We start from the raw sequence: 23,727 nt of genomic DNA, 5'->3' as shown, positions 1-23,727 counted from the left end.
CGGACGCTTAAAGCGCCGGGCCGAGAAGTCGAAGAAGGGCGTTCTTGCGGTCGATGGTGTTCATGGGGCGCACTGTGCGCAGGTGCGGCATGGCTGTCAAGCCCGGATTGGCGAAGATCGGACTGCGGGATGCACCAACCATTGCCGCCGTCAGCTCCGGATCAGCCCCAGATCAAATGGTACAGCGTCGGCAGCAGCAGCGCCGTCGCCAGCCCGTTCAGCCCCATGCCCAGCCCGGCGAAGGCGCCGGCCACCTCGTTGACCTGCAGGGCGCGGGCGGTGCCGATGCCGTGCGCCGCCACCCCCATTCCGAAGCCGCGGGCGCGCCAGTCCTTGACCCGGACAAGGTTCAGCACCCAGGTGCCGAGGCTGGCGGCGACGATGCCGGTGATGATGACGAACACCGCGGTCAGCGACGGCAGGCCGCCGATCTGCTCCGACACGCCCATGGCGATGGGCGAGGTGACGGATTTCGGCGCCATCGACAGGATCGTCACCCTGGTGCCGCCGCAGAGCCAGACCAGCGCCACCGCGCTGAGCGCCGACGCCGCCGACCCAACCAGCAACGCCACCACCAGCGCCAGGGCGGAACGGCGCACCTCCTGGAACTGGTTGTAGAGCGGGACGGCGAGCGCCACCGTGGCCGGGCCGAGCAGGAAATGGACGAACTGCGCGCCGTCGAAATAGGTGCGGTAATCGATGCCCGACAGGCCGAGCGTGCCGGCGATCAGGACGACGGCGATCAGCACCGGGTTCAGCACCGGGCGCCGGCCCAGCTTCTCGAACACCCACAGGCCGATCTGGTAGGCGACAAGCGTCAGCGTCAGCCCCGCCAGCGGGCTTGCCGACAGATAGACCCAGATCTGGTGGAGATCGGCGCTCATGTCCGGTCTCCCTTCGCCGGATTGACGGCTGCCGATTCCTCCTCCAACCGCGGCTCGCTGCGGCTCAGCAGGAAGGCCATCAGCTTGGCGGTCACCGCGATACCGAACAGCGTGCTGCCGAACAGGGCGATCACGATCGGCAGAGCCTCCGTCTCCAGGCGGGTGACATGGACCATGACCCCGACACCGGCCGGCACGAACAGCAGGGACAGGTGACGCAGAAGCCCGCCGGCCGTGTCCTGGATCGCGGCCGGCACGCCGCCGCGCAGCAGCAGGCCGGCGAACAGCAGCAGCATGCCCAGAACCGGGCCGGGGACCGGCAGGTGCAGCAGACGGGCGGCCAACTCGCCGGCCAGTTGGCAGAGCAGCAGGAGCGTCAGGGTTCCGAGCATCGCGGACTCCGGTGGAAGGGGCGCTGTGCGTCCCTTCTACCGCAGTTGCGAAGGCGCCGGGCTGCATTCCGCGAATGCGAGCCTCGCGAATCGGCGATGAAGCTGACCGGAATGAAAGGGAGTTATTGCAGCTTGGTGCGGGCGTGCAGACCGCGGCGGACGACCGATTGGGCTTCCACCGTCACTTCCTTCTTACCGAACAGGCGCAGGAAGATGGCGTTGACGGTGGCGTGGGCGCTGACCGTCAGCGTGCCGGCCGCCGCATCTTCGGCGATGGTCAGCGGCGACAGGTGCGATCCCAAGAAGCCGTTGGGGAAGGCCTTGTCGAAGAAACTGCGGATGTGGCCGTCACGTTGCGAATCGAACATCACGCGGCCGCCGGCCAGGGCGGCGGCATCGACGGCCTGTGACAGCCGTGCCTCCACCGCATAGCTGCGCAGGGCATCGACGGTGCAGCCGGCGCCCAAAGCGGTCGGAATGGCGAGGATCAGGGCGACCACCAGAAGCAGGTGGCGGCCCGTCCGCCGGTCTTCGTGCCCGCCATAGGGCAGGGGACGATAGACCAAAGTCATTGCCGGCCTCCTAAGCAATTGCCTATGCAGAAAGGAGTGTTTTGGTTGGATGCATTACTCTTAGCATCATCCGACAAGCAGGCAAACCAGGAAATGCAGCAAAAGCACAGCAAAAATCGCGTCGCAAATTGCAATGTATTTTACGCAAAGGCGGTAACTCAAATTTGCGATGGTGCCTACAAAGGGTAGAGCCCTTCACAGCGGGTGGAGAGCGCAGCCTCGACTTTGAAAATCCCCCAGATTCGAAATGGACCCGAGACAAAAGCGAGGCAACCGGCCTTCAATCGGGCGTCGTTAAAGGTTCGTTCGTCTTCTTCGTCGGTAGGCTGGCGCCCAGATGCCTTGATCCATGCCGGAGCTGCCAGCGATGCCGTTTTTCCAAATGCCATTCCGCTACCGTTCAGAGGCTCGCCGGCCAGCCCGGCCGCTTCTGGATCATGCGCTGGCGGTTGCGCTGGTGGCGCTGCTGCTGTTCGGATTGTCGAGCGAGGTGCGCGGCGCGCTGGCCGGCCTTATGGCGCAGGTGGAGGGCGCTCGGACGGCGGTCGTGGCGCGCTGAACACGCGCGCGGCTTCTCCGTTTCCGTTCTGCCGGCTAGACTCGGCAGGCAATGACGGGGAGACGGCCCGATGAAGGGCGGCGTTTGGCGCGTGGTGATGCTTGGACTGGCGGTGGCCGCTGCCGCGCTGGTCTTTCTTGGCGTGGAAATCACGCAATTGGCGGCCGACAACCGCACCGCCTTCACCCGCGGGCTGGCGGTCTGCGGACTGGGTCTGCTGGCGGTCTGGTTCGTCTTCTCCCGCCTGTCGCGCCATTTCCGTGACCTCGACCGGCTGTCCGACCGCCTGTCCGGCACCCGCAGCCGGGTGGAACTGGAACCGATTTCCGGCGGACGGAGCGGCGAGCTGGCACGTCTTGCCGAAGCGGTGAACCTGGCCCGTGGCGGCGAACGCGGACTTGGTGACGGCCCTCTCGCGGGTGGACCGCTCGGGGGCGGCCGCGCGGAGCGGGCTTTGCGCGCGGTGCTGGCGCTGACCGGCGATCCCGTGTTGGTCCTCGACGATCTGGGGCGGGTGGAGCAATTGAACCCCGCCGCCGCACGCCTGCTGGAGGTGGAGGAGGGGGCAGACATCGGCAAGTCTCTGCTGCGCGACGATCTGGCCCGTGCGATGGAGCGGGCGCGCGGCGGCGGCGCTCCCGTGACCGCCGTGCTGCGCCGGATCGAAGAGGGCGAACTGTCGGCGCGGATCGCCGATCTGGGCCTGAGCGCCGGTGCGATCCTGTCCTTCCCCGCCCGCGGCATGGCCCATGCCGCCGGGCTCAGCGGCAAGCGCACGCTCAGCCTGCGGGCGGCCCCTGCCGCCGGCCCGCTCGGCGATGAGGAGCCGCTGGCGGCCCTGCCCTTCGTCGCGCTCTGGGTGGCGACGGCGGGGGCGGAGCCGGACAGCGGCCCGGTGATCGCAGTCGGCACCGTGCGGCTGGTGGGATCGCGCATCTTCCCCACTGTCTCGCTCGCCGTGCTGATCGACCCGATCGACCCCGTCCCGGCCGAGGCGACCGCCCGTCACGGCATCGGTACCGCCATGGTGGCGGGGGAGCGCCCGTTCGCCGCGGTGTGGCCGGCGATCCAGGATGCGCTGCACAACTGCATCGCCGTCGGCATCGGCATCGACGCGAGCCTTGCCGCCCTGGCGCGCTCGGCCGCCCAAGCCGGTATCGCCGATCCGTCGCTGCCGCCGTCGCTGGACCTAGGGGCGTTGGCGGCGGCGTTGGACCCTGTTTTGACCGGCGCGTCTCCGGAACGGTTGGCAGAGGCTTTCGGCGTGCCCCGTCACCCGCGCATTGGCCATAAGGGGGAGGGCCCCCAGGGCGAGGCGCTGTTCCAGGCCGAACTGGCCGTGGCGCTGCTGTCCCGGCTGACGGAGCGCGGAATCGTCACCCAGGGGCAGGCGCGGGCGCTGACCGCCGGTGCGATCGGACACGCCTCTCCTTAAGCATCCTCCGCCAGCCGGAACCCGCTCACCGACAGCCGGGTTTCCGGCCGCAGATAGTGTCGCGTCCAGGGGCCGGCATGGTCGAAGGGCGTCAGGCAGCTGCCGCCGCGCAGGACCATGCGGTTGCCGGCAAGCCGGCCATTGAACGCCTCATCCGGGACGGCTTTGTCCGCGCCGTGGGGCCGACGGTAGCCGGGATATGTCAGGAAGGCGTCGCCGGTCCATTCCCACACGTCGCCGCACATCTGCCAGGGGCCGGTGCCGTGGCAGGTCCCGGCGCGCGGATGGCGGTGGCCGGTGCCCAGCAGATTGCCCATGCTGTCGCAGCCGGCGGCGACCGCCTCCCACTCCGCCTCCCGCGGCAGGCGCTTGCCGGCCCAGCGGGCGTAGGCGTCGGCCTCGTACCAGCTGACATGGCAGACCGGCTGGTCGGGGTCGAGCGGCTGCATGCCGTATAGGGTGAAAACCTGCCATCGGGCGCCGGATTCGAAGCCGCCGCGCTCCCAATAGAGCGGGGCGCTCCAGCCTTCGGCGTGCGCGGTCTCCCACCCGTCGGTGAGCCACAGCGAGCGGTCGCTGTAGCCGCCGGCCTCGATGAAGGCCAGGAACTCTCCGCAGGTGACCGGGCGGGCGGCCAGCCGGTAAGGCTCCAGCCAGACGCGGTGACGCGGCCCCTCATGGTCGAAACCGGGCAGCGGCGTCGGCCGGCCGACCTCGACGAGGCCGCCGGGCTGCTCCAGCCAGCCGTCCGGTGGGGCGCCCAGATGCGGGTGGTCCGGCGCCTGCTCATAGGCCGGGCGCAGCGGGTTGCACCACAGGGCATGCTTGATGTGCAGCAGCATCCGCTCCTGGTGGCGCCGTTCATGGGCGATGGCCATCATCAGCGCCGATTCGGCGGCGTCCCACAGCGACTCGTCCAGCGCGTCGATCAAATGCAGCACCGCGCCGTTGATCTGGTCGCGGTGGCGCATGATCTCGGCCGCCGTCGGACGCGACAGCACGCGGGGAGGCGCGGGGCCTCCGTCGGTGCGGGCCGAGAACAGGTCGAGGAAGGCCGGGTCGGCCGGCCGATAGCCGGGGCTGAACGGAATCAGCACCGCGACCTCGAACAGCCAGCTGGTGTGGGCGAGGTGCCATTTCGCCGGCGCGCCGTCCGCCACCGTCTGGACCATCAGGTCTTCGGGCGACAGGGTGGCGACCAGCTCCGCGGTGCGGGCGCGCGCCTTCTGGAAGCGGGTGGCGAGGGCTTGCCGGCGTTCAGCGGCTGATGCCTCGGCTGAAGGCTCGGCGCTCTGGATGGGATGTGTGTCGGGCACGGGCGGTCCCTCCGAAATCCGAATCTTTCGGAGAGTGTCCACCCGGAGCGCCTCTTTTGGAATGCATGCATCCGTGGTGTTGGCGTCACCGCAAATAGCGGCTGCGACAGGACGCCGCATCAGTAAAGGCGTGGAGGATGCAGGGTGGTGCGTGCGCCGCCGGCCCAAAAACGAAAAGGCCGCCCGGAAGGCGGCCTTGTTCATTCGAAGCACAGCTCAGTGTCGGACAAGCCTTACTTGATCTTGGCTTCCTTGAACTCGACGTGCTTGCGCGCCACCGGGTCGTACTTGCGGAACGACAGCTTCTCGGTGGTCTTCTTCGGGTTCTTCTTCTTGACGTAGAAGAAACCGGTATCTGCCGTGCTCACCAGCTTGATGAGGACGGTGTTCTGCTTGGCCATGATCTCGATCCCGACAAAAAATCCGTGCCCCGCCGGCCCGGCGGGGGCGGCGTCGTAGCGGCGGAAAATACCGTCTGACGCCGCAATGTCAAGAGTTATGGGCGGTGAAATCGGCGTCCGACGGCAATTGCCACAGCGCCGCCGCCCCGCCGCCGCCTGCTGGCCCGCTCAGCGCTCCGCCACGGTGTTGACCACCGCGGAGGCGACCGCCCGCTGGTACAGCGCCGGCTCCGCCAGCAGCCGCATGGCGACCTGCAGGTCCAGTTCCGGCTCATGCTCCTTCCACGGGCAGGCTTCGCGCAGGGCGTTCAGCGCATGCTCGTCGTCGGCAGCCTTGGACCGCCAGCTGGCGATCTGCGCCGGGCGCAGCCGTCCCTCGCGCAGGTCGGACAGCAGCGCCTCCGGATCGGTCTGGCCGGGCCGGCTGGTGCAGACGGTGGGCTGTACGCCCTGGCGATGCAGAGTGTAGCCGGCCGGCGTGTAGATGCGGCTCCAGGTCAGGAACAACTCGCCGTCGTTGGGAAGGCGGTTGACCGTCTGGACGCTGCCCTTGCCGTAGCTGGACGCCCCCACCACCACCGCGCGGCCGGAGTCCTGCAGTGCGGACGCCACCACCTCGGCCGAGGAGGCGGACCGGCCGTCGACCAGAACCACCAGCGGCAGCCCGTCGAGCATGTCATCGGGGTTGGCGTCGAAGCGCTGGCGGCTTTCGGGGTTGCGCCCTTCGGTGGAGATGATCCGGCCGCGGCGGATGAAGAGGTCGGCGACCGCGACCGCCTGGTCGAGCAGCCCGCCCGGATTGCCGCGCAGGTCCAGAACCATGCCCTGCAGCGTCGGGCCGGCCGTCATCCGGATGGAGGTCACCGCCGAGCGCAGGCTGGAGGCCGTGGTGGCGTTGAAGCGGTCGAGCTTGACGATGCCGACGTCGCCGGACAGGGAATAGGTGACGGTGTTCGGCACCACCCGTTCGCGGCGGAGCGGCAGCCGACGCGGCGCGCCGCCGTCGCGGGCGACGGTGAGGGTGAGCAGGGTGCCGGTGGGACCGCGCAGACGCTCGCGCATGTCCGCCGCGCTCATCCGCGTCGTCAGGTCGCCGTCGATGGCCAGCAACTGGTCGCCGCCGACGATGCCGGCGCGCTCGGCCGGGCTGTGCGGCATGACGTCGTGCACGGTCACGCGGCCGTTGGCGGCGCTGTCCAGCGAAATTCCGACGCCGCCGTAACCTTCGCGCTGGGCGCGCTCGTTGCTGGCGCGCTGGACGCCGGTATAGCGGGAATAGCCGTCGAGATCGGCGGTGACGCCGTCGAAGACAACCTGATACAGCCGTTCCGGGGTCGCCTTCGCCAGGGTCGGCGAATGGCTGCGGGCGCGATCGATGATGCGGGTGGTCAGAGCGGCCCAGCCGGCGGCATCGCGATCCGTCGCAGCGCCATATTCCGCCGCCAGCGCGCCCGACACGTACAGGCGTACGGTGTTGCCGGCCTGCTCCACCGTCACCGACGGATCGATGGTGCTCAGTCCCTTCAGCCCGTCCATTCCGAGCCGGTCGAAGGAAACCGGGTCCAGATAGACCTCGGCGATCTTGCCGAACCCGACGGTGAAGACCTGTTCCGTCACCGGGGGCGGCGGCGCGGCGATCGCGACCTGCGGTGGCCCGGCGAAGGCGGTGGTGGCGAAAAGGGCTGCGGTGGGAAGCTGGAACGCAAGATGGCGGAGCGAACGGCCCAGGCGGCGCGCCGCGTTCGACATCGCGGAAACTCGAAAAGGCAGAACGCGGAGCGGTGCATTCGGATCGCACACGCCGTGGTCGCACAGGTTGTGATCGAACTGGGCCATGGGGCGAACCGCGGCCTCCCTTTCCTGCAGCCGGACCGGACGAGGATGTTGCCGATCCCGGATGGGTGATAGATACACCTTCGTTCAGGAGGTCGGGCGGGACAAAATTGCGGGCCGCACCACAATGTCGCGGATTGTCCGATTCTGTGTCGCCAAGGTCACGCTGGTATGGTGTGGATGTGGCCAAAGCTTGGCCGGGCCACGATTCGGCCACATTGTCCTAGCGTTGCCATTATGCAACGGCGTCAGCGGCACCCCGGTCGTCAGCCTGAGTCGGCGAGCCTGAACAGCGTGCTGCCGCCGACCGGATCGGCCTCCACCAGCACCACCTTGACCGGGCTGCTGAGGCGGTAGGTCCGCCCCGTACGCTGCCCCACCAGCGCGTGTGCCGCCTCGTCGTGATCGTACCGGTCGTCGGGCAGGCTGCTGGCCGGAATCAGGCCGTCGGCGCCGCTTTCGTCCAGCCGGACGAACAGCCCGAAGCGGCTGACGCCGGAGATGCGGCCGCTGAAGCGTTCCCCCACCCGGTCGGCCAGGAAGGCGGCAGTGTAGCGGTCCACCGCGTCGCGCTCCGCCGCGGCGGCGCGGCGTTCGGTGCCGGACAGATGCTCGCCGATCTCCGCCAGCCGGCCCAGCGTCTCGTCGTCCAGCCCGCCGACGCCCAGCCCCAGCGTGCGGATCAGCGCCCGGTGGACGATCAGGTCGGCATAGCGGCGGATCGGCGAGGTGAAATGGGCGTAGCGGTGCAGCGCCAGCCCGAAATGGCCGATGTTGTCCGGGCTGTAGGCGGCCTGGGCCTGGGCGCGCAGGATCACCTCGCTGACCAGCGGCGCGTGCGAGGTGCCCTCCACCTTGCGCAGGATGCGGGTGAAGTGGCTGGGCGTCAGGTCGGCGCTCTTGACCAGCGGATGGCCGATCTCCGCCAGGAAGCCGCGCAGCGCCTCCATCTTGTCCATCGAGGGGCGGTCGTGGATGCGGTAGAGGCCGGGCATGCTGCGCCCTTCCAGCACCTCCGCCGCCGCGACGTTGGCGGCGATCATGAACTCCTCGATCAGCCGGTGGCTGTCATGGCGCTCACGCCGGGCGATCTCGGCGACCCGGCCGCGCTCGTCGATCCGCACCCGGCGTTCCGGCAGGTCCAGTTCCAGCGTGCCGCGCTTGGCGCGGGCGGCGGCCAGCCGGGCGTACGCGCCGAACAGCGGGGCGATCACGCCATCGGCCAGCGTCGCCGTTGCCTCGTCCGGCCGGCCCTCGTGGCAATCCTGCACCTGTTCATAGGTCAGCCGCGCCGCTGACCGCATGAGTCCGCGGACCAGCCGATGCCGGATCAGCACACCGTTGCGGTCGATCCACAGGTGGAAGGCCAGACAGGCGCGATCCTCCCCCGGCCGGAGTGAGCACAGGCCGTTGGACAGCGCCTCCGGCAGCATCGGCAAGACGCGGTCGGGGAAGTACACCGAGTTGCCGCGCTCGTACGCCGTCCGGTCCAGCGCCGATCCGGGGCGTACGTAATAGGACACGTCGGCGATGGCGACGATCAGGTGCCAGCCGTCCGGGTTCTCCGGATCGGTGTCGGGCTCGGCCCACACCGCGTCGTCGAAGTCGCGGGCGTCGGCGCCGTCGATGGTCACCAGCGGGATGTCGCGCAGATCCTCGCGCTGCATCAGCGCCGGAACCGCCGCCAGTTCCGCTTCGCGCAATGCCGCATGCGGGAAGGCGGTGGGGATGCCGTGGGCGTGGATGGCGATCAGGCTGAAGGCGCGCGGCTCGTCGGTGGAGCCGAGACGTTCCACAACGCGGGCCTGCGGCTGGCCGGCTCGCCCGGCCGGCAGGATGTCGGCGAAGACGAGGTCACCCGCCTCGGCCTCGCCGCGGTTGGGCGGCAGCACCAGGAACTCGGTCTTGTGGCGGCGGTCGGTCGGGTGGATGCGCCCGCCATCGGCGCTCGGCCGGTAGACGCCGAGGATGCGGCCCTCGCGCTCACCGTCGATGCGGCGGATGACGCGGGCCTCATAGAGGCGGTCGTTGATGCGGGCGAGCTTCGCCAGCAGCGTGTCGCCGATGGCCAGCGGCTTGTCCTCGCCCCGTGACCTCTTCTCCGGCAGCAGGAAGATGCGTGGCGGGTCGCCCTCGCCGGTCCAGGTCAGCGGGCGGGCCGACAACTCGCCGTCCGCATCGGCGCCGGTGACCAGCAGCACGGCGACGGCGGGCAGCGCCTGCGGCGGGGCCATGCGCTTGTTGCGGCCGCGCTCCACCGCACCATCGGCCTCCAACTCGCGCAGCAGGTCCTTCAGCGTCTCGCGGTCGGCCGATCCGGACAGCTTGAAGGCGCGGGCGATCTCGCGCTTGCCCACCGGGGTGGTGCTGGACCGGATGAAGGCGAGGATGGCGTCCTTGCTGGGGAAATGGCTGTCGGTCACTGGGCGGGCGGTCCGTCGGTTCTTGTCGCTGGTATGGCTATATAGGGATCAATCGCCGTCAGGGCTCGTCGCCCATGGCCTGCCGGCCATCGCGCGGATGGCGTCGCTGCGCTCCAGCGCCTCGCGGAAGCCGGCGAGGGGGAAGCGCACCTCCGTCTTCTCGCCGGCCGGCGACTGGCCGACGATGGACACCTCGGGCGCCGGCGCCATCTTCTCCACCATGCGGCGGTTAATGTCGGGATCGATCACGGCGCAGGTGTTGGTCTCGAACCGGTAGGGCTTGCAGGGGGAGTCGGGCTTGAACACCGCCCGGTCGGCCCAGACCCGCACCAGCTTGTCGAGGTCCAGCGATTCGGCGGAGACGCGGAAGCGCAGCCCCTCGCGCCATTTCTCGGTCGAGCGCAGCCAGACCAGCCGGGCGGTGCGGTCGTTGGTGCCGCGGGCGGTCAACTCGCACTCCACCTGCCGGGTGCCGGTCCAGAGCTGGCAATAGAGCTTCCAGGACTTGAAGGTCTCGTCGAACTCCTGGAATGGCTTGTCGGCCGCCATGGCTGCGGGAGCGGCGCCAGGGGCGATGACCGCCAGCGTCGCCAGAGCGAGGATCAAACGCTGTCCGTGGCGGCGGGCGGGCATGGGTGGTCCTGTGGTCGTGGTGGTGTGTTGGTCCGGAAGAGTTTTGCCCCCTCCCTAACCCTCCCCCGCTTTGCGGGAGAGGGAACTCCGCTGCTCTTTTATCTAACCTCTGCAAGGATTCTGCCCCCTCTCCCGCGAAGCGGGGGAGGGATGGGGAGGGGGCATCGTCGGGGCGGTCACTCCCGCCGTTCCGCCCGGCGCCGCAGCAGGTGGTCGGCCAGCACGCAGGCCATCATCGCCTCGCCGACGGGGACGGCGCGGATGCCGACGCAGGGGTCGTGGCGGCCCTTGGTCAGGATGTCGGTGTCGTTGCCGGCGGTGTCCACCGTCTGGCGCGGCGTCAGGATCGAGCTGGTCGGCTTCACCGCGAAGCGGACGACGATGTCCTGCCCGGTGGAGATGCCGCCCAGGATGCCGCCGGCATTGTTGGACAGGAACTGCGGCTGGCCGTCGGCGCCCATGCGCATCTCGTCGGCGTTCAGCTCGCCGGTCAGTTCCGCGGCGGCGAAGCCGTTGCCGATCTCCACACCCTTCACCGCGTTGATGGTCATCATCGCGCAGGCGAGGTCGCTGTCCAGCTTGTCATAGAGCGGGTCGCCCAGACCCACCGGCACGCCGCTCGCCACCAGTTCCACCACCGCGCCGACCGACGAGCCGCTCTTGCGGATGTCGTCGAGATAGTCGGCCCACTGGGTGGCGGCAACCGGGTCGGGGCAGAAGAAGGGGTTGTTGTCGATCTCCGCCCAGTCCCACCGGCTGCGGTCGATCTTGTGCGGGCCGACCTGTACCAGGGCACCGCGCACCTGGATGGCGGGGCCCAGCACCTTGCGCGCCACAGCACCGGCCGCGACCCGGCAGGCGGTTTCCCGCGCCGAGGAGCGTCCGCCGCCCCGGTAATCGCGGATGCCGTATTTCTGCCAGTAGGTGTAGTCGGCATGGCCGGGGCGGAATTTGCCGGCAATGTCGCTGTAGTCCTTGGACCGCTGGTCGGTGTTCTCGATCAGCAGCGAGATCGGCGTGCCGGTCGTCTTGCCCTCAAACACGCCGGACAGGATCTTCACCTGATCGGGTTCCTGGCGCTGGGTGGTGTAGCGCGACTGGCCGGGCCGGCGCTTGTCCATCCAGGGCTGGATGTCGGCTTCCGCAACGAGGTCGATCAGCGACGGGCAGCCGTCCACGACGACGCCGATGGCCGGACCGTGGCTCTCGCCCCAGGTGGTGAAGCGGAAAAGCGTGCCGAAGCTGTTGCCGGCCATGGTGACATCCTCCCGAAACGAACCTGCGACCGCAAAGCGGTTGCGCGCGTTTCTTGCGGCCTTTCGGCGACAAGGTCAAGGAAGCGATGAACCGATTTTTAAGGGGAGATTTTAAAAGGGGAATGGTGCTGCCAGAGAGGATTGAACTCTCGACCTCTCCCTTACCAAGGGAGTGCTCTACCACTGAGCTACGGCAGCGCCGGGTACGAACGCCTGATCACAGGATCGGAGGAATGGTGCTGCCAGAGAGGATTGAACTCTCGACCTCTCCCTTACCAAGGGAGTGCTCTACCACTGAGCTACGGCAGCCCCGATAACCGATCATCGCAGAGGCGATGCGTCCGGGTGAGGCGTTCAGGCTTGACCGCCCCCCGAAGTGGCGCGGGTTATGCCACAGGCCTTTGGGGGATGCAAGCGCTTAAAATCACCCCGCGACTCACTTTTTTTCGCGCCCCGTACAAGCCCCCGGATCATGCCTGCGTCGCAGCGGTCGGAAGCACCGCCTCGGCGCGGAAATCGGGCACGACGGTGCCCAGGATCGACAGAACCCGCTCGCCGTCGCCGGCACGTGCCGCCGCCTCCAGCTCGCCCACCGCGCGGTTGATCAGCGCATAGTCGATCAGGCGGGGGGAGGCGAGGAAGACGCCGTCGGCCTCGGTGCGGCTCGGCGCCTCCGCCGCGGTAAGGATTTCCTCGAACAGCTTCTCGCCGGGGCGCAGGCCGGTATAGGCGATCTCGATGTCGACGCCCGGCCGGTAGCCGGCCAGCCGGATCATCTGGCGGGCGAGGTCGGCGATCTTCACCGGTTCGCCCATGTCCAGCACCAGGATCTTGCCGCGGTCCTCCGCGCGGGTGGCGCCGTGGGCGGAGGCCTGCAGCACCAGCTCCACCGCCTCGCGCACCGTCATGAAATAGCGGCGCATGTCGGGATGGGTGACGGTCAGCGGGCCGCCATTCGCCAACTGGCGGGTGAACAGCGGCACCACCGAGCCGGAGGAGCCCAGTACATTGCCGAAGCGCACCGTCATGTAGCGGGTGGCGTGGTCGGTCCCGTCGCGCGGCGGCAGGACGTCCAGCGCCTGGCAGTAGGTCTCGGCGAAGCGCTTGGCCGCGCCCATCACGCTGGTCGGACGGATCGCCTTGTCGGTGGAGATCAGCACCATGGCGAGGCAGCCGGCGGCGCGCGCGGCGTCCGCCACGTTGCGGGTGCCGATGACGTTGGTCAGCGCGCCCTCGCACGGGTTGGCCTCGACCAGGGGCACATGCTTGAGAGCCGCGGCATGGAAGACCAGGGCGGGGTGCTCGTCCTGGAACAGGCGCATGATGCGGTCGCGGTCGCGCACGTCGGCGATCACCGCGCGGGTGTCGAGGCCGGGGAACTTCTCCCGCACCTCCATCTCGATGCTGTAGAGGTTGAACTCCCCGGCATCGAGCAGGATCAGCCGTTCCGGTCCCAGCGTGGCGATCTGGCGGACCAGCTCGCTGCCGATGGTGCCGCCGGCGCCGGTGACGATCACCCGCCGCCCGCCGATCAGGCCGGAGATGGCGCCGCGGTCCAGCACCGCCTGCGGCCGGCCCAGCAGGTCCTCCAGCGCGATCGGCCGCACCTCCACGCCCTTGCCCTCGCCGAGCGCCGACTTGAACTCGGTCAGGCTGGGCAGGCGGGACATCACCAGCCCCAGTGCCTCCGCCCGGTCGAGCAGGTTGCGCAGCATCGCGCCCTTCAGCTCGGCATTGCCCTTGGTGATGATCAGCCGCTGCGGCCGCTCACCCTTGCGTTCCAGCGTGCGGACCACCTGCTCCAGATCGTCGGGGCCGCCCAGGACCGGTACGCCGCGCACCGCGTGGCCGATGCGCCTGCCCTTGTCGTCAAGGATGCCGACGACGCGGTAGGCGGACTGCCCCGGCTGGTCGAGCGAGCGGATGAACAGCTCCGCCGCATCGCCGACGCCCAGCAGCAGGACGGGGATACGCGGCACGCCCTCCACCGCCTCGGCCCAGCTGAAACGGCGGTCCTTCATGAAGCGGTAGGCGAAGCGCGGCCCGCCGAGCAGGAGCATCTGCACCAGCCACAGGATCGGCGGCAGGGACCGCGGCAGCAGCTCCGCACGCGTCAGCAGGAACATCGCCAGGACGAAGCACAGCACCGCCACCGTGACGGCGCGCACCACCTGCATCAGGTCGGGAATGGAGGCGTAGCGCCAGATGCCGCGGTACAGCCCGAACAGCACGAAGACGGCCGCCGAAACGCCGACCAGCGTCGGCAGCGCGATGACCAGCGCATCGAAATACAGACCGAAGGCGGAGCCGCCCACCCGCAGATACAGCGCAACGACCAGGGCCACCCCGGTCATCACCAGATCATGCAGGAAAACCAGGGATGCCCGTGCGGACGGGATACGCATGCCGCTAAACCTTGTTCATTCGTTCGGCTTGTTTCGACGTCGCGATCAGCCGCGGGAAGCTTTGAACCATTCCGCGGTGGCGCGCAACCCGGACGCAAGGTCATGGGGCGGGCGCCAGCCGAGCCTTTTACGGATGGGGCCGTCATCCACCGTCAGCGTGCCGGCCAGCCGGTCGAACACCGCGCGCGTGCCGGTCAGCGCCGCCCCCAGTGCCATCAGGCCGCGCGGAACCGGCACCAGCCGCGCCGGCCGGCCCAGTGCCGCGGCGATGGCGCGCACCAGATCGGCGGTCGACACCGGCTCGCCATCCTGGACCAGGAAGGTTTGGCCGGCGGCGTCAGGATGCTCCAGCACCGTCACCACCGCGTCGGCGAGGTTGCCGACATAGATCAGGCTGCGCCGGTTGTGGATGCCGCCGAGCGGCAGCGGCAGACCGGTCGCCACCAGCCTCACCAGCGCCCGCATGTTGCCGGCGGCGCCGGGGCCGTAGACCAGCGGCGGCCGGATCACCGCCACCTCCATGCCGGTGCGGGCGGAGATTTTGGCGAGCGCCCGCTCGGCCTCCAGTTTGGAGATGCCGTAGGGGCTGTGCGGGTCGGGCGGTATCGCGGCGTCCAGCGGGGTGGGGCGGCTTTCGTCCACCATCGCCTTGATGCTGCTGAGGAAGACGAAGCGCTTCACCCCGGCCGCCGCCGCCTGCTCCGCCAGCCGGACGGTGCCGGCGGTGTTGACGCGGCGGAACTCCGCCAGCGGGTCGGCGGCCTTGTCGCGCATCACATGGACGCGGGCCGCCATGTGGATCACCGCATCGACACCCTCCAACGCCGCGGTCCAATCGGTGTCGGGTCCGATGTCGCCGACCACCGCCGGCTCCCACGGCCCGTCCTTGGTGCTGCGCAGGGCGGCGCGCACCCGGTGTCCGCGGGCGACCAGCAGCGGGACGGTGTGGCGGCCGACGAAGCCGGTGGCGCCGGTCAGGAGAACGCGCATGGGCAGGACTGTCCGTGCTGGTGTCGTATCATGGATCGAACCATGCCTTAGTATCCGGTTTGGCCGGGTGACGCCACGGCGCAAAGTCCCAGAACCCTTTTCCAGCTTTCGGTTGGTGGTGGGAATGGCTATAAGCTGAATAGGGACGCGTGAATAAGGACGCTACCAAGACATGTCACACATTGTGGACGGTGCAAATGATCGGCACAGCCGGATCATCATCGTCAGCTTTAACTGCGCCGAGTTCGTCAATCGCGTCATTGGCTGTCTGCTCGACCAGACCGACCCCGCCTTCGAGGTGGTGATCGTCGACAATGCGTCGAAGGACGTCGACGGCATCGCCTTGCCCGCCGATCCGCGGTTCCGCATGATCCGGCTGGACAGCAATGTCGGCTTCGCAAAGGCCAACAACGTCGGCGCCGCCGGTGCCACCGTCCCCTGGATCGTCACGCTGAACCCCGACGCCTTCCCGCGCCGCGACTGGATGGAGCGGTTGCAAGCCGCCGCCCAGGAGCAGCCCGACGTGGCGATGTTCGGCTCGACCCAGCTTTTCTCACACGACCCCCGCATGATCGACGGGGAGGGTGACCAGTATTCCATTTTCGGCTTCGCCTGGCGGGTCAATTACCGCCGCATGCTGAAGCCGCCCTATTACAGCGGTGAGGTCTTCTCGCCCTGCGCCGCCGCCGCCATGTACCGGCGTGACTGTTTCGAGGCCGTCGGCGGTTTCGACGAGGATTTCTTCTGCTATTGCGAGGATGTCGACCTCGGCTTCCGCATCCGCCTCAACGGCGGCCCGGCGGTGCAGGTCGGCGACGCTGTGGTGGAGCATGTCAGCAGCGGCGTGTCCAAGCAGTACGGCACCTTCGCCCAGTATCACGGCGTCCGCAATCTGGTGTGGACGATGGTGAAGAACATGCCGCTGCCGCTGCTGCCGCTGGCCTTCGCGGGCCATGCGCTGCTGGTGGTCTATCTGGTGTTCCGCAGCCTGGGCAGCGGGCGCACCGGCGCCATCGGCCGCGGCATCCGCGATGCGCTGTGCGGGCTGCCGCGCATGATGGCCAAGCGCCGCGTCATCCAGCGTGACCGCAAGGCGACGCTGGGGCAGGTCGCCCGCATGATCGCCTGGAACCCGCTGTTGCTGAAGACCCGCGGCAGGCCGGGGCTGCGGAAGTCGCACAGCTCAGACCAGCCGCCATCCGTGGGTGTTGAAAAAGCGTAGGGCGGAGCGGGCGAACATGCGGATATGCGCGCTGCCCTTGCGCGCCGCCTTGCCGCCGAAATGCACCATGCGCACGTCCGGCACATAGGCGATCTCCCCAAGTGCCATCGCCCGGCGCGACAGGTCGAAATCCTCGAAATACAGGAAGTACCCGTCGTCGAACCCGCCGAGCCGGGTCAGCGCGTCGCGCCGGAACAGCATGAAGGCGCCGCTGACCTGCTCCAGCCCGGTGACGACGCTGTCGCCGGTGACGTCGCGCATCTCGTAGCGGCTCAGCCGTTTTGCGAACAGCCGCTTGACGGAGGCTGGCGCGAAAGCGCGCAGCCCCAGATCCAATACGGTCGGCCGGCGTTTGCACAGGAACTCCTGTTCCCCCGACGGGCCGAACACCTTGGGCGTCAGCAGCACGGTGCGCGGGTGCGCCTCCATATAGCGCCAGCCGGCCAGCAGCGCGTCCGGTTCCAGCAGGATGTCGTAGTTCAGGATCAGGTGGTATGGCGCATCGCCCCGGCGGATCGCCAGATTGTGCCCGGCGCCGTAGCCGACATTGCCATGTCCGGCGATCAGCGTCACCGGCGGACGGCCGGCCTCGGCATAGCGGTCCAGCAGCGGCCGGAACGGGTTCGACGCCGCGTCGCCGCCATCCGGAGCGCCATTGTCGATGACCCACAGCCGGGTTAGCACGCCGGCTGCTTCCGCCAGCCAGTCGGCCGCGGCACCGATGGTATCGAGCGAGCGGGCCAGCAGCTTGGGATCGGGGTGGTAGAGGACGACGGAGAGGTCGAGGAACGTGGTCGTCATGGGGATCAGACCTTCGACATGCGCGTCAGCGTCGCCAGCAGCAGCGCGACGGTGACTGCGCCCGGCGCCAGCGTCCAGGCGCCGAAAGTCCCGGCGGCCAGCGCGGCGGCGACGAGGACGAGGCTGTAGCCGATGATGGTCAGCACCACGCGGTCATGCCGGCCCGCACCCTTGGCTGCCTTCTGATAGAAATGCTCGCGGTGGGCCTGCCAGATCTTCTCGCCGCGCAGCAGCCGGCGCAGCAGCGTGATGGTGGCGTCTGTCAGGTAATAGGCGGGCAGGATCAGCGCCGCCGCCCAATCGCCGCGCGCCGCCAGCGAGGCCAGCAGGAAGGCCAGGATATGACCGAGCGGGATGCTGCCGACATCGCCCATGAACATGCGGGCCGGCCGCCAGTTGTGGGTCAGGAACCCCGCCGCCGCCCCGGCCAATGCCGCCCCGGCGACCCCGGTCAGCCCGAAATCGCCCATCGCCAGCGACACCAGCGCCACGCCGCCGCCGATCAGGATCGTCTCGCTGCCGGCCAGCCCGTCGATCCCGTCCATGAAATTATAGAGGTTGACGAACCACAGCCACAGGAAGGCCGTCGCCGCCCGGTCCAGCCCCCAGGGCAGCCAGCCCTGCCACACCAGCTGATCGTACGGCAGCGCCAACAGCCCGAAGGCCACCGCCAGCGCCTGCACCGCCAGCCGCAGCAGCGGCGACAGGGTGCGCCGGTCGTCCATCCACGACACCCCCATCAGCGCCAGCGTGCCCAGCAGCACCGCCCCGGTCTCCAGCGGCCGGCCGAAGGCGATCCCGGCGATGGCGAAGATCGGCACCACCGTCAGCATCACCGCCCAGCCGCCGCCGCGCGGGGTCGGCGCCTGATGGCTCGACCGCTCGTTCGGGATGTCCATGATGCTGCTGGCGAGCAGATAGCGCAGCACCCGCGTCGACAGGTACCAGCCGACGGCCAGACACAGCAGGAAGACGCCGATCAGCGTGGACGAATAGGCGGTGGAAGTCATGGTGGCTCTGGCGTTGTCGGGAAGGACATGCGATCGGTCGGCGAAGGCAGCCGCGAGGGCTGCCGCGAAGGCTGCCCTTGTATCACGTTTTCCCCCGCCGATGCCTAGAGCCGGCCACGCACTTGCCCCCGGTCATCGGGCTGCCGTCCGGAGGCCAAGAGTCCAAGTGCATTCGTTCAGCGATTCCAGCCGAACCGTTCCAGCAGATGGTCGGGAAGGAGGGCGTTGCAAGCGTCGATCTGGGACGGGGTGTAGACCGACCGCCATTCGTCCGGATCGCCCTTGCGGAAATGAACGCCACGGTCCTTCGGCAAGGGTGTGAACTGAAAGCGTTGCCGCGCAATGCCGTGGAAGTCGAGGATGCGGCCGAACAGACGATGTTCGTCCGTAATCAGTTCATCGTAGGTCGTCAGCAGGATGTTGAAGCGTCCCCGGTCGTAAACCTTCAGCCAACCGCGCAGCCAGTCGACCAGGGCCGGGAAATAATGGACGACGTTCCAGCCGATCTTGTCCGTCAGGGCCAGTTCGAAATATCCCGGTGGCGGCGTCGGCGTCACCCAGAGAAGGGCATCCTCGCGATTTTCCGCCTTCAGCAGGTCGAGGTGATGCACCCAGCTCAGCAACGCCTGGCGCGGATCACGGATGTGCAGGATCCAGCGGCCGACCAGCCGGTCCAGAATCTGGATGTTGATGTCCGACGGTTCGAAATGGTTCTGCGCGATGCTGCTCGCCCCGATGAAGGACTTTGCGCTCCAATACTGTACCTGATCGGCCAGCGTATAGCCGTTGCCGAGGTTGCTGAAGGGCATGCCGAGCGCTTGGCCCAGATGCTTATGGATGTAGACGCTGCCTGACTTCGGCATGGTGTTGATGAGGATGCTGGGCAGCGGAGGGGTGCGCAGCCGCTCCAGCTCGGCTTCGGCGGCCCGGCGCTCCTGCCGCTCGGCCTCGATGGCGGCGAGACAGGCGTCGAAGGAGGAGCGGAAGCGGTCGCGCTCTGCCGTCAACTGCCGGATCCGCTCCTCGGCATCGGCCAGTGAAGCCGCAAGGGTGGCTCGCCCGTCTTCCGTCAGGTCTTGCGGGACGGCTTCCGGGGCGCAGGGGGGAGAGACGGTCTCGGTGACGGCTTCGGCGTCGGTGCGGTCGGTCATGCTGATCTTCGGAAGCCTGCTTCAGGTTCGAGCGCCGCAGTATATGATGCCAGCCAGGGTGGTGGAAGATCGTGCCGTCACCCGATCCCGTGATAGCCCTTGTACCACTCCACGAAGCGGGGCAGGCCGATCTCGATCGGTGTCTTCGGCTCGAAGCCCAGCACCTGGCGGCTCAGGTCGATGTCGGCGGCGGTCTCCTGCACGTCGCCGGCCTGCATCGGCTCCATCACCTTGACGGCCTCGCGGCCGAACGCCTGCTCCAGCACGGTGATGAAGCGCATCAGCTCCTCGCACCGGTTGTTGCCGAGGTTGAAGACGCGGTGCGGGGCGCCGGTCTCCGCATCGACCGGGGCAGGGCGGTCGAGGGCGGCCAGGACGCCGGCGACGATGTCGTCGATATAGGTGAAGTCGCGCTTCATCTTGCCGCCGTTGAAGACGCGGATCGGCCGCCCGGCGGTGATGGCGTCGGCGAACAGCCAGGTTGCCATGTCCGGGCGGCTCCACGGGCCATAGACGGTGAAGAAGCGCAGGCCGGTCATCGGCATCTGATAAAGGTGGCTATAGGTGAAGGCCAGCATCTCAGCCGCCTTCTTGGTGGCGGCATAGACCGAAACCGGGCTGTCCACCCGGTCCTCCACCGAGAAGGGCATCTTACGATTGGCGCCATAGACGGACGAGGTCGAGGCATAGACGAAATGCTTCAGACCCGGCATGCGCCGCGCCGCCTCCAGCAGCGTCACCTGTCCGGTGACGTTGGCGTCGACATAGGCATAGGGATTCTCGATGGAGTAGCGAACTCCCGGCTGCGCCGCCAGATGAACCACGCCCGTCACGTCGTCGAATTGCGGCCACAGCCCCTCCACCGTCGCGCGGTCGGAGATGTCGGCCCTGATGAAGCGGAAGCCGGGCCGGCCGGTCAGCCGGGCCAGCCGCGCCTCCTTCAGCGCCACCGCGTAATAGTCGTTCAGGTTGTCGAGGCCGAGCACGCTCTCCCCGCGGTCCAGCAGCGCAGCCGCGACATGCGATCCGATGAAGCCGGCGGCCCCGGTGACGAGGATGGTCATGGTCCGACACCTTGATATGACGATGGTCCGCCGGTCTTATGCCCCAGCAGCGACCGGGGCGCCAGCCTCCATCCAAGCCGCTCCCATGACCGGTTCGCACGCTTGACAGCCGATCCGCCCTGCCGGTCTACTGCGCGACCGCGACACACCAGGACCGATGAGACCATCGATGCCCCCGAAAAAGAATCCGCTGAACCTGAATCCGCTGCAGCTGCGCACCCTGACCCTTCTGCAGGAGATCGCCCGTCTGGAGAACGCTCCGGCCGAGGATGAGGAGGGTGGCTTCCAGATCACCTCCCTGCCGCACGCGCACGGCAACCACTTCCACCTCGGCCATGCCGTGGTCGCCGCCAAGGACGCCACCGGCCTGCAGAACGACGCCGTCTGGACCATTCTGGAGCGCAAGGGCATCGTGAAGCGCATGCCCGGCGCCGCGATCCTGACCGCGACCGGTGTTGCATACGAGACCGGCCTGCGCGACCAGATCCTGCATCACTCCGACCACTGACACCCGCCTGTGAGGCTGGTTGCGGAGCCGCGCCGATGGACGACACCGCCGAGACGATGGACACCCCGCCGGCACCGGTGAAGCCGAAACCGGCGGTATCGGCCCGCGACGAACGCCTCGCCGCCCGTCTGCGCGAGAATCTGCGCAAACGCAAGGAGCAGGCGCGGCAGCGGGGGGAATGAAGGGGACGCAAGGCGCTGATGCCCCCTCCCTAACCCTCCCCGCTTTCAGCGGTGGAGGGGACTGCCGCCGATTGGGAAATCTCTCCCTCTCCCGCTTTAGCGGGGGAGGGTCGGGGAGGGGGCAAGCGGCCGCGAGGCCGCGGCGAACGCTAAGCCAAATCCTTCCTGAACCAGATCTGCTTGTGCCCCGGCGGATAGCCCTCCATCTCCGCCCACACCTCGTAGCCCTGCTTCGGGTAGAAGCCCGGCGCCTGGAAGTCGTAGGTGTACAGCCGCGACCAGCGGCAGCCACGCGCCTTGGCCTCCGCCTCCGCCGCGGCCAGCAACCGGCCGCCGAGGCCGCTGCCGCGGGTGGAGTCGTCCACCCACAGCAGATCGACATACAGCCACTCCCAATTGGTGTAGCCGACCAGCCCGCCCTTCAGCGTGCCGTCCGCATCGCGGGCGACGGCCACCAAGTCGCGGCGGTCATAGGCGCGGCCGAGCGACGCCTCGTTGTAGGCGCGCAGGCCGTCGAAGACGCCGGCCAGATCGGCCGGGGCGGGTGTGTCCGTCACGGACAGGATGAAGCTTTGTGTCATGGGGCGAAGCTTAGCCGCGAGCGCGCGGAAGACCAGCGCCGTGATAAAGAACCGTCCATGCACCACAAGCGGCCCGGCTTTTCTTGAGCCTCGCCGCGCGCTCGGCTACAAACCAGCCTCAACCTTTCTCCACCCAATCGATACGCCAAGGAGTACCCCCGCGATGGGCATCATGCCGGACAGCTGGATCCGCGAGATGGCCGAGACCAAGGGCATGATCGAGCCCTTCGTCGAGACCCAGAAGCGCGAAGGCGTGATTTCCTACGGCGTGTCGTCCTACGGCTACGACGCCCGGGTCGCCGACGAGTTCAAGATCTTCACCAACGTCGACAACGCCATCGTCGATCCGAAGCGTTTCGACGATTCGAGCTTCGTCGACCGCAAGACCGACGTCTGCATCATCCCGCCCAACAGCTTCGCGCTGGCCCGCACGGTGGAATATTTCCGCATCCCGCGCGACGTTCTGGTCATCTGCCTGGGCAAGAGCACCTATGCCCGCTGCGGCCTGATCGTGAATGTCACCCCGCTGGAGCCGGAGTGGGAAGGCCACGTCACGCTGGAAATCTCCAACACCACACCGCTGCCCGCCAAGGTCTATGCGAACGAGGGGCTGTGCCAGTTCCTGTTCCTGAAGGGCGACAGCGTGTGCGAGGTGTCCTACGCCGACAAGTCCGGCAAATACATGGGGCAGAAGGGCGTCACGCTGCCCCGGCTCTGAGCACTCCTATCCTGAACGCCTCCAGGGGCGTATCCGCGAAAGAAACAGGTCCATGGACAAGATCCGCATCCGCGGCGGCCGCCCGCTGAACGGCTCCATCACCGTTGGTGGCGCCAAGAACGCCGCCCTGCCGCTGATGACGGCGTCGCTTCTTACTGACGAGACGCTGACGCTGACCAACCTGCCGATCCTGGCCGACATCAACACGCTGTGCAATCTGTTGTTGCAGCACGGCGTGGCGATCCACATGGCCGGGGCCGGCGGCGATTGCGCCGGCCGTGCCGTGGACTTCACCGCGCGCGACGTCACCAACACCACCGCCCCCTACGATCTGGTGCGCAAGATGCGCGCCAGCGTGCTGGTGCTGGGTCCGCTGCTGGCCCGCTGCGGCGAGGCCAAGGTGTCGCTGCCCGGCGGCTGCGCCATCGGCGCGCGTCCGGTGGACCTGCACATCAAGGGTCTGGAGGCGATGGGTGCCGACATCCGGATCGAGGCCGGCTATATCGTCGCCAAGGCCCCGGCCGGCGGCCTGCGCGGTGCGGAGTACGTCTTCCCCAAGGTGTCGGTCGGTGCGACCGAGAACCTGCTGATGGCCGCCACGCTGGCCAAGGGCACCACCATCCTGGTCAACGCCGCGCGCGAGCCGGAAGTGACCGACCTCGCCGAATGCCTGGTCAAGATGGGGGCGAAGATCACCGGCATCGGCACCGACCGGCTGGTGATCGAGGGTGTCGACCGGCTGCACGGCGCCCGCCACATGGTGGTTGCCGACCGCATCGAGACCGGCACCTACGCGATGGCGGCGGCGATCACCGGCGGCCGTCTTGACATCATGAACACCCGTCTCGATTTGATCAAAGCGGCGGTCAAGGCGCTGGCTCCGGCCGGCGTCGCCTTCGAGGAGATCGAAAACGGGATCCGCGTTTCGCGCGCCAATGGCGAACTGCACGGTGTCGATGTGATGACCGAGCCGTTCCCGGGCTTCCCCACCGACCTTCAGGCCCAGATGATGGCCCTGATGTGCACGGCGAAGGGCGCGGCGATGATCACGGAAACGATCTTCGAGAACCGCTTCATGCATGCGCCGGAGCTGACGCGCATGGGCGCGCGGATCACGGTCCACGGCTCGTCGGCCCTGGTGCGCGGCGTGGAGCGGCTGACCGGTGCGCCCGTGATGGCGACGGACCTGCGCGCTTCGGTGTCGCTGGTGCTCGCCGGGCTGGCGGCGGAGGGGGAGACGATGGTCAACCGCGTCTACCACCTCGACCGCGGCTATGAGCGGGTGGAGGAGAAGCTGGCCGCCTGCGGTGCGGAGATCGAACGCATCCACGGCGGCGACGAGTAAGCGGCGGGGGCGCCCCTCCCGCCTTCCCGATAAGGTTGGCCATTCC

The 23,727-nt window shown here is 68.4% G+C and carries 23 protein-coding genes and 2 tRNA genes; 7 read left to right on the top strand and 18 right to left on the bottom strand.

Annotated features, from left to right (window positions below; all coding sequences use genetic code 11):
* Positions 1-161: 161 nt before the first annotated feature.
* From PWS46_RS09870 to PWS46_RS09860, 3 genes are all read right to left on the bottom strand, one after another.
* Positions 162-884, bottom strand: a complete 723-nt coding sequence (locus PWS46_RS09870; RefSeq protein WP_434614378.1) for an LrgB family protein — start codon at positions 882-884, stop codon at positions 162-164.
* Positions 881-1,276, bottom strand: a complete 396-nt coding sequence (locus PWS46_RS09865) for a CidA/LrgA family protein (RefSeq protein ID WP_434614375.1) — start codon at positions 1,274-1,276, stop codon at positions 881-883. The genes PWS46_RS09870 and PWS46_RS09865 overlap by 4 nt, the downstream gene beginning before the upstream one ends.
* 122 nt (positions 1,277-1,398) lie before the next feature.
* Complete coding sequence (locus tag PWS46_RS09860) at positions 1,399-1,848, bottom strand: pilus assembly protein TadG-related protein (RefSeq protein WP_085090008.1); 450 nt, start codon at positions 1,846-1,848, stop codon at positions 1,399-1,401.
* 367 nt (positions 1,849-2,215) lie between these two features.
* Between PWS46_RS09860 and PWS46_RS09855 the strand changes: the two genes are divergently transcribed.
* Both PWS46_RS09855 and PWS46_RS09850 read left to right on the top strand, forming a co-directional pair.
* Complete coding sequence (locus PWS46_RS09855) at positions 2,216-2,407, top strand: hypothetical protein (RefSeq protein ID WP_434614372.1); 192 nt, start codon at positions 2,216-2,218, stop codon at positions 2,405-2,407.
* 70 nt (positions 2,408-2,477) lie between these two features.
* Positions 2,478-3,842, top strand: a complete 1,365-nt coding sequence (locus PWS46_RS09850) for a PAS domain-containing protein (RefSeq protein ID WP_434614369.1) — start codon at positions 2,478-2,480, stop codon at positions 3,840-3,842.
* Here the strand turns inward: PWS46_RS09850 and egtB are convergent.
* The 10 genes from egtB to PWS46_RS09800 form a co-directional block, all read right to left on the bottom strand.
* Positions 3,839-5,158 carry an ergothioneine biosynthesis protein EgtB gene (gene egtB, locus PWS46_RS09845; RefSeq protein WP_434614366.1) on the bottom strand — a complete coding sequence of 440 codons (1,320 nt, stop codon included), beginning with the start codon at positions 5,156-5,158 and terminating at the stop codon, positions 3,839-3,841. The genes PWS46_RS09850 and egtB overlap by 4 nt on opposite strands.
* Before the next feature lie 233 nt (positions 5,159-5,391).
* Positions 5,392-5,559, bottom strand: coding sequence for a 50S ribosomal protein L33 (rpmG, locus tag PWS46_RS09840; RefSeq protein WP_012974790.1), 168 nt, complete (start codon positions 5,557-5,559; stop codon positions 5,392-5,394).
* Positions 5,560-5,727: 168 nt separating this feature from the next.
* Positions 5,728-7,308 (bottom strand): S41 family peptidase, encoded by a 1,581-nt coding sequence (locus PWS46_RS09835; RefSeq protein WP_434614361.1) that lies wholly within the window; start codon positions 7,306-7,308, stop codon positions 5,728-5,730.
* Positions 7,309-7,658: 350 nt separating this feature from the next.
* Positions 7,659-9,815, bottom strand: a complete 2,157-nt coding sequence (gene rnr / locus PWS46_RS09830) for a ribonuclease R (RefSeq protein ID WP_434614358.1) — start codon at positions 9,813-9,815, stop codon at positions 7,659-7,661.
* A 48-nt stretch (positions 9,816-9,863) separates the two neighbouring features.
* The gene (locus PWS46_RS09825) at positions 9,864-10,448 is read right to left on the bottom strand and encodes a hypothetical protein (protein ID WP_434614356.1); all 585 of its coding nucleotides are present in this window, start codon (positions 10,446-10,448) and stop codon (positions 9,864-9,866) included.
* A gap of 176 nt (positions 10,449-10,624) precedes the next feature.
* Positions 10,625-11,704 carry a chorismate synthase gene (gene aroC / locus PWS46_RS09820; protein WP_434614353.1) on the bottom strand — a complete coding sequence of 360 codons (1,080 nt, stop codon included), beginning with the start codon at positions 11,702-11,704 and terminating at the stop codon, positions 10,625-10,627.
* A 123-nt stretch (positions 11,705-11,827) separates the two neighbouring features.
* Positions 11,828-11,902: transfer RNA gene (locus PWS46_RS09815), tRNA-Thr, on the bottom strand.
* 36 nt (positions 11,903-11,938) lie between these two features.
* Positions 11,939-12,013 (bottom strand) — tRNA-Thr (locus PWS46_RS09810).
* 161 nt (positions 12,014-12,174) lie between these two features.
* Positions 12,175-14,109 (bottom strand): polysaccharide biosynthesis protein, encoded by a 1,935-nt coding sequence (locus PWS46_RS09805; protein ID WP_434614350.1) that lies wholly within the window; start codon positions 14,107-14,109, stop codon positions 12,175-12,177.
* A 45-nt stretch (positions 14,110-14,154) separates the two neighbouring features.
* Positions 14,155-15,099: a UDP-glucose 4-epimerase family protein gene (locus PWS46_RS09800; protein ID WP_434614347.1), complete on the bottom strand. Its 945-nt coding sequence runs from the start codon at positions 15,097-15,099 to the stop codon at positions 14,155-14,157.
* A 172-nt stretch (positions 15,100-15,271) separates the two neighbouring features.
* Here PWS46_RS09800 and PWS46_RS09795 point away from each other — a divergent pair, with 172 nt between their 5' ends.
* Positions 15,272-16,321 (top strand): glycosyltransferase family 2 protein, encoded by a 1,050-nt coding sequence (locus PWS46_RS09795; RefSeq protein ID WP_434614344.1) that lies wholly within the window; start codon positions 15,272-15,274, stop codon positions 16,319-16,321.
* On the opposite strand, the gene PWS46_RS09790 is transcribed toward PWS46_RS09795, so the two are convergent.
* The 4 genes from PWS46_RS09790 to PWS46_RS09775 all read right to left on the bottom strand — a co-directional run bounded on the left by PWS46_RS09790 (position 16,283) and on the right by PWS46_RS09775 (position 20,347).
* Entirely contained in the window at positions 16,283-17,122 is an 840-nt protein-coding gene (locus PWS46_RS09790) for a glycosyltransferase family 2 protein (protein ID WP_434614341.1), read from the bottom strand. The genes PWS46_RS09795 and PWS46_RS09790 overlap by 39 nt on opposite strands.
* Positions 17,123-17,127: 5 nt before the next feature.
* A complete protein-coding gene (locus PWS46_RS09785) occupies positions 17,128-18,132 on the bottom strand; it encodes an MraY family glycosyltransferase (RefSeq protein WP_434614338.1) in 1,005 nt (334 codons plus the stop codon).
* A 176-nt stretch (positions 18,133-18,308) separates the two neighbouring features.
* Positions 18,309-19,283: a sulfotransferase domain-containing protein gene (locus PWS46_RS09780; RefSeq protein WP_434614335.1), complete on the bottom strand. Its 975-nt coding sequence runs from the start codon at positions 19,281-19,283 to the stop codon at positions 18,309-18,311.
* Between the two features lie 77 nt (positions 19,284-19,360).
* Entirely contained in the window at positions 19,361-20,347 is a 987-nt protein-coding gene (locus PWS46_RS09775; protein ID WP_434614332.1) for an SDR family NAD(P)-dependent oxidoreductase, read from the bottom strand.
* Between the two features lie 169 nt (positions 20,348-20,516).
* Here PWS46_RS09775 and PWS46_RS09770 point away from each other — a divergent pair, with 169 nt between their 5' ends.
* Positions 20,517-20,855 (top strand): hypothetical protein, encoded by a 339-nt coding sequence (locus tag PWS46_RS09770; protein WP_434614329.1) that lies wholly within the window; start codon positions 20,517-20,519, stop codon positions 20,853-20,855.
* A 35-nt stretch (positions 20,856-20,890) separates the two neighbouring features.
* Entirely contained in the window at positions 20,891-21,037 is a 147-nt protein-coding gene (locus PWS46_RS09765) for a hypothetical protein (protein ID WP_174757236.1), read from the top strand.
* A 149-nt stretch (positions 21,038-21,186) separates the two neighbouring features.
* Here PWS46_RS09765 and PWS46_RS09760 read toward each other — a convergent pair whose 3' ends face one another.
* The gene (locus tag PWS46_RS09760; protein WP_434614325.1) at positions 21,187-21,618 is read right to left on the bottom strand and encodes a GNAT family N-acetyltransferase; all 432 of its coding nucleotides are present in this window, start codon (positions 21,616-21,618) and stop codon (positions 21,187-21,189) included.
* A gap of 163 nt (positions 21,619-21,781) precedes the next feature.
* Between PWS46_RS09760 and dcd the strand changes: the two genes are divergently transcribed.
* Positions 21,782-22,336, top strand: coding sequence for a dCTP deaminase (gene dcd / locus PWS46_RS09755; protein WP_014248468.1), 555 nt, complete (start codon positions 21,782-21,784; stop codon positions 22,334-22,336).
* Positions 22,337-22,388: 52 nt separating this feature from the next.
* A complete protein-coding gene (gene murA / locus PWS46_RS09750) occupies positions 22,389-23,681 on the top strand; it encodes a UDP-N-acetylglucosamine 1-carboxyvinyltransferase (RefSeq protein WP_434614322.1) in 1,293 nt (430 codons plus the stop codon).
* Positions 23,682-23,727 lie beyond the last annotated feature (46 nt).

The organism is Azospirillum sp. B2RO_4, assembly GCF_051124815.1.
Taxonomy (GTDB): domain Bacteria; phylum Pseudomonadota; class Alphaproteobacteria; order Azospirillales; family Azospirillaceae; genus Azospirillum.
The sequence above is the reverse complement of the archived record's forward strand: the minus strand, read 5'-3'. Positions and strand labels throughout refer to the sequence as shown.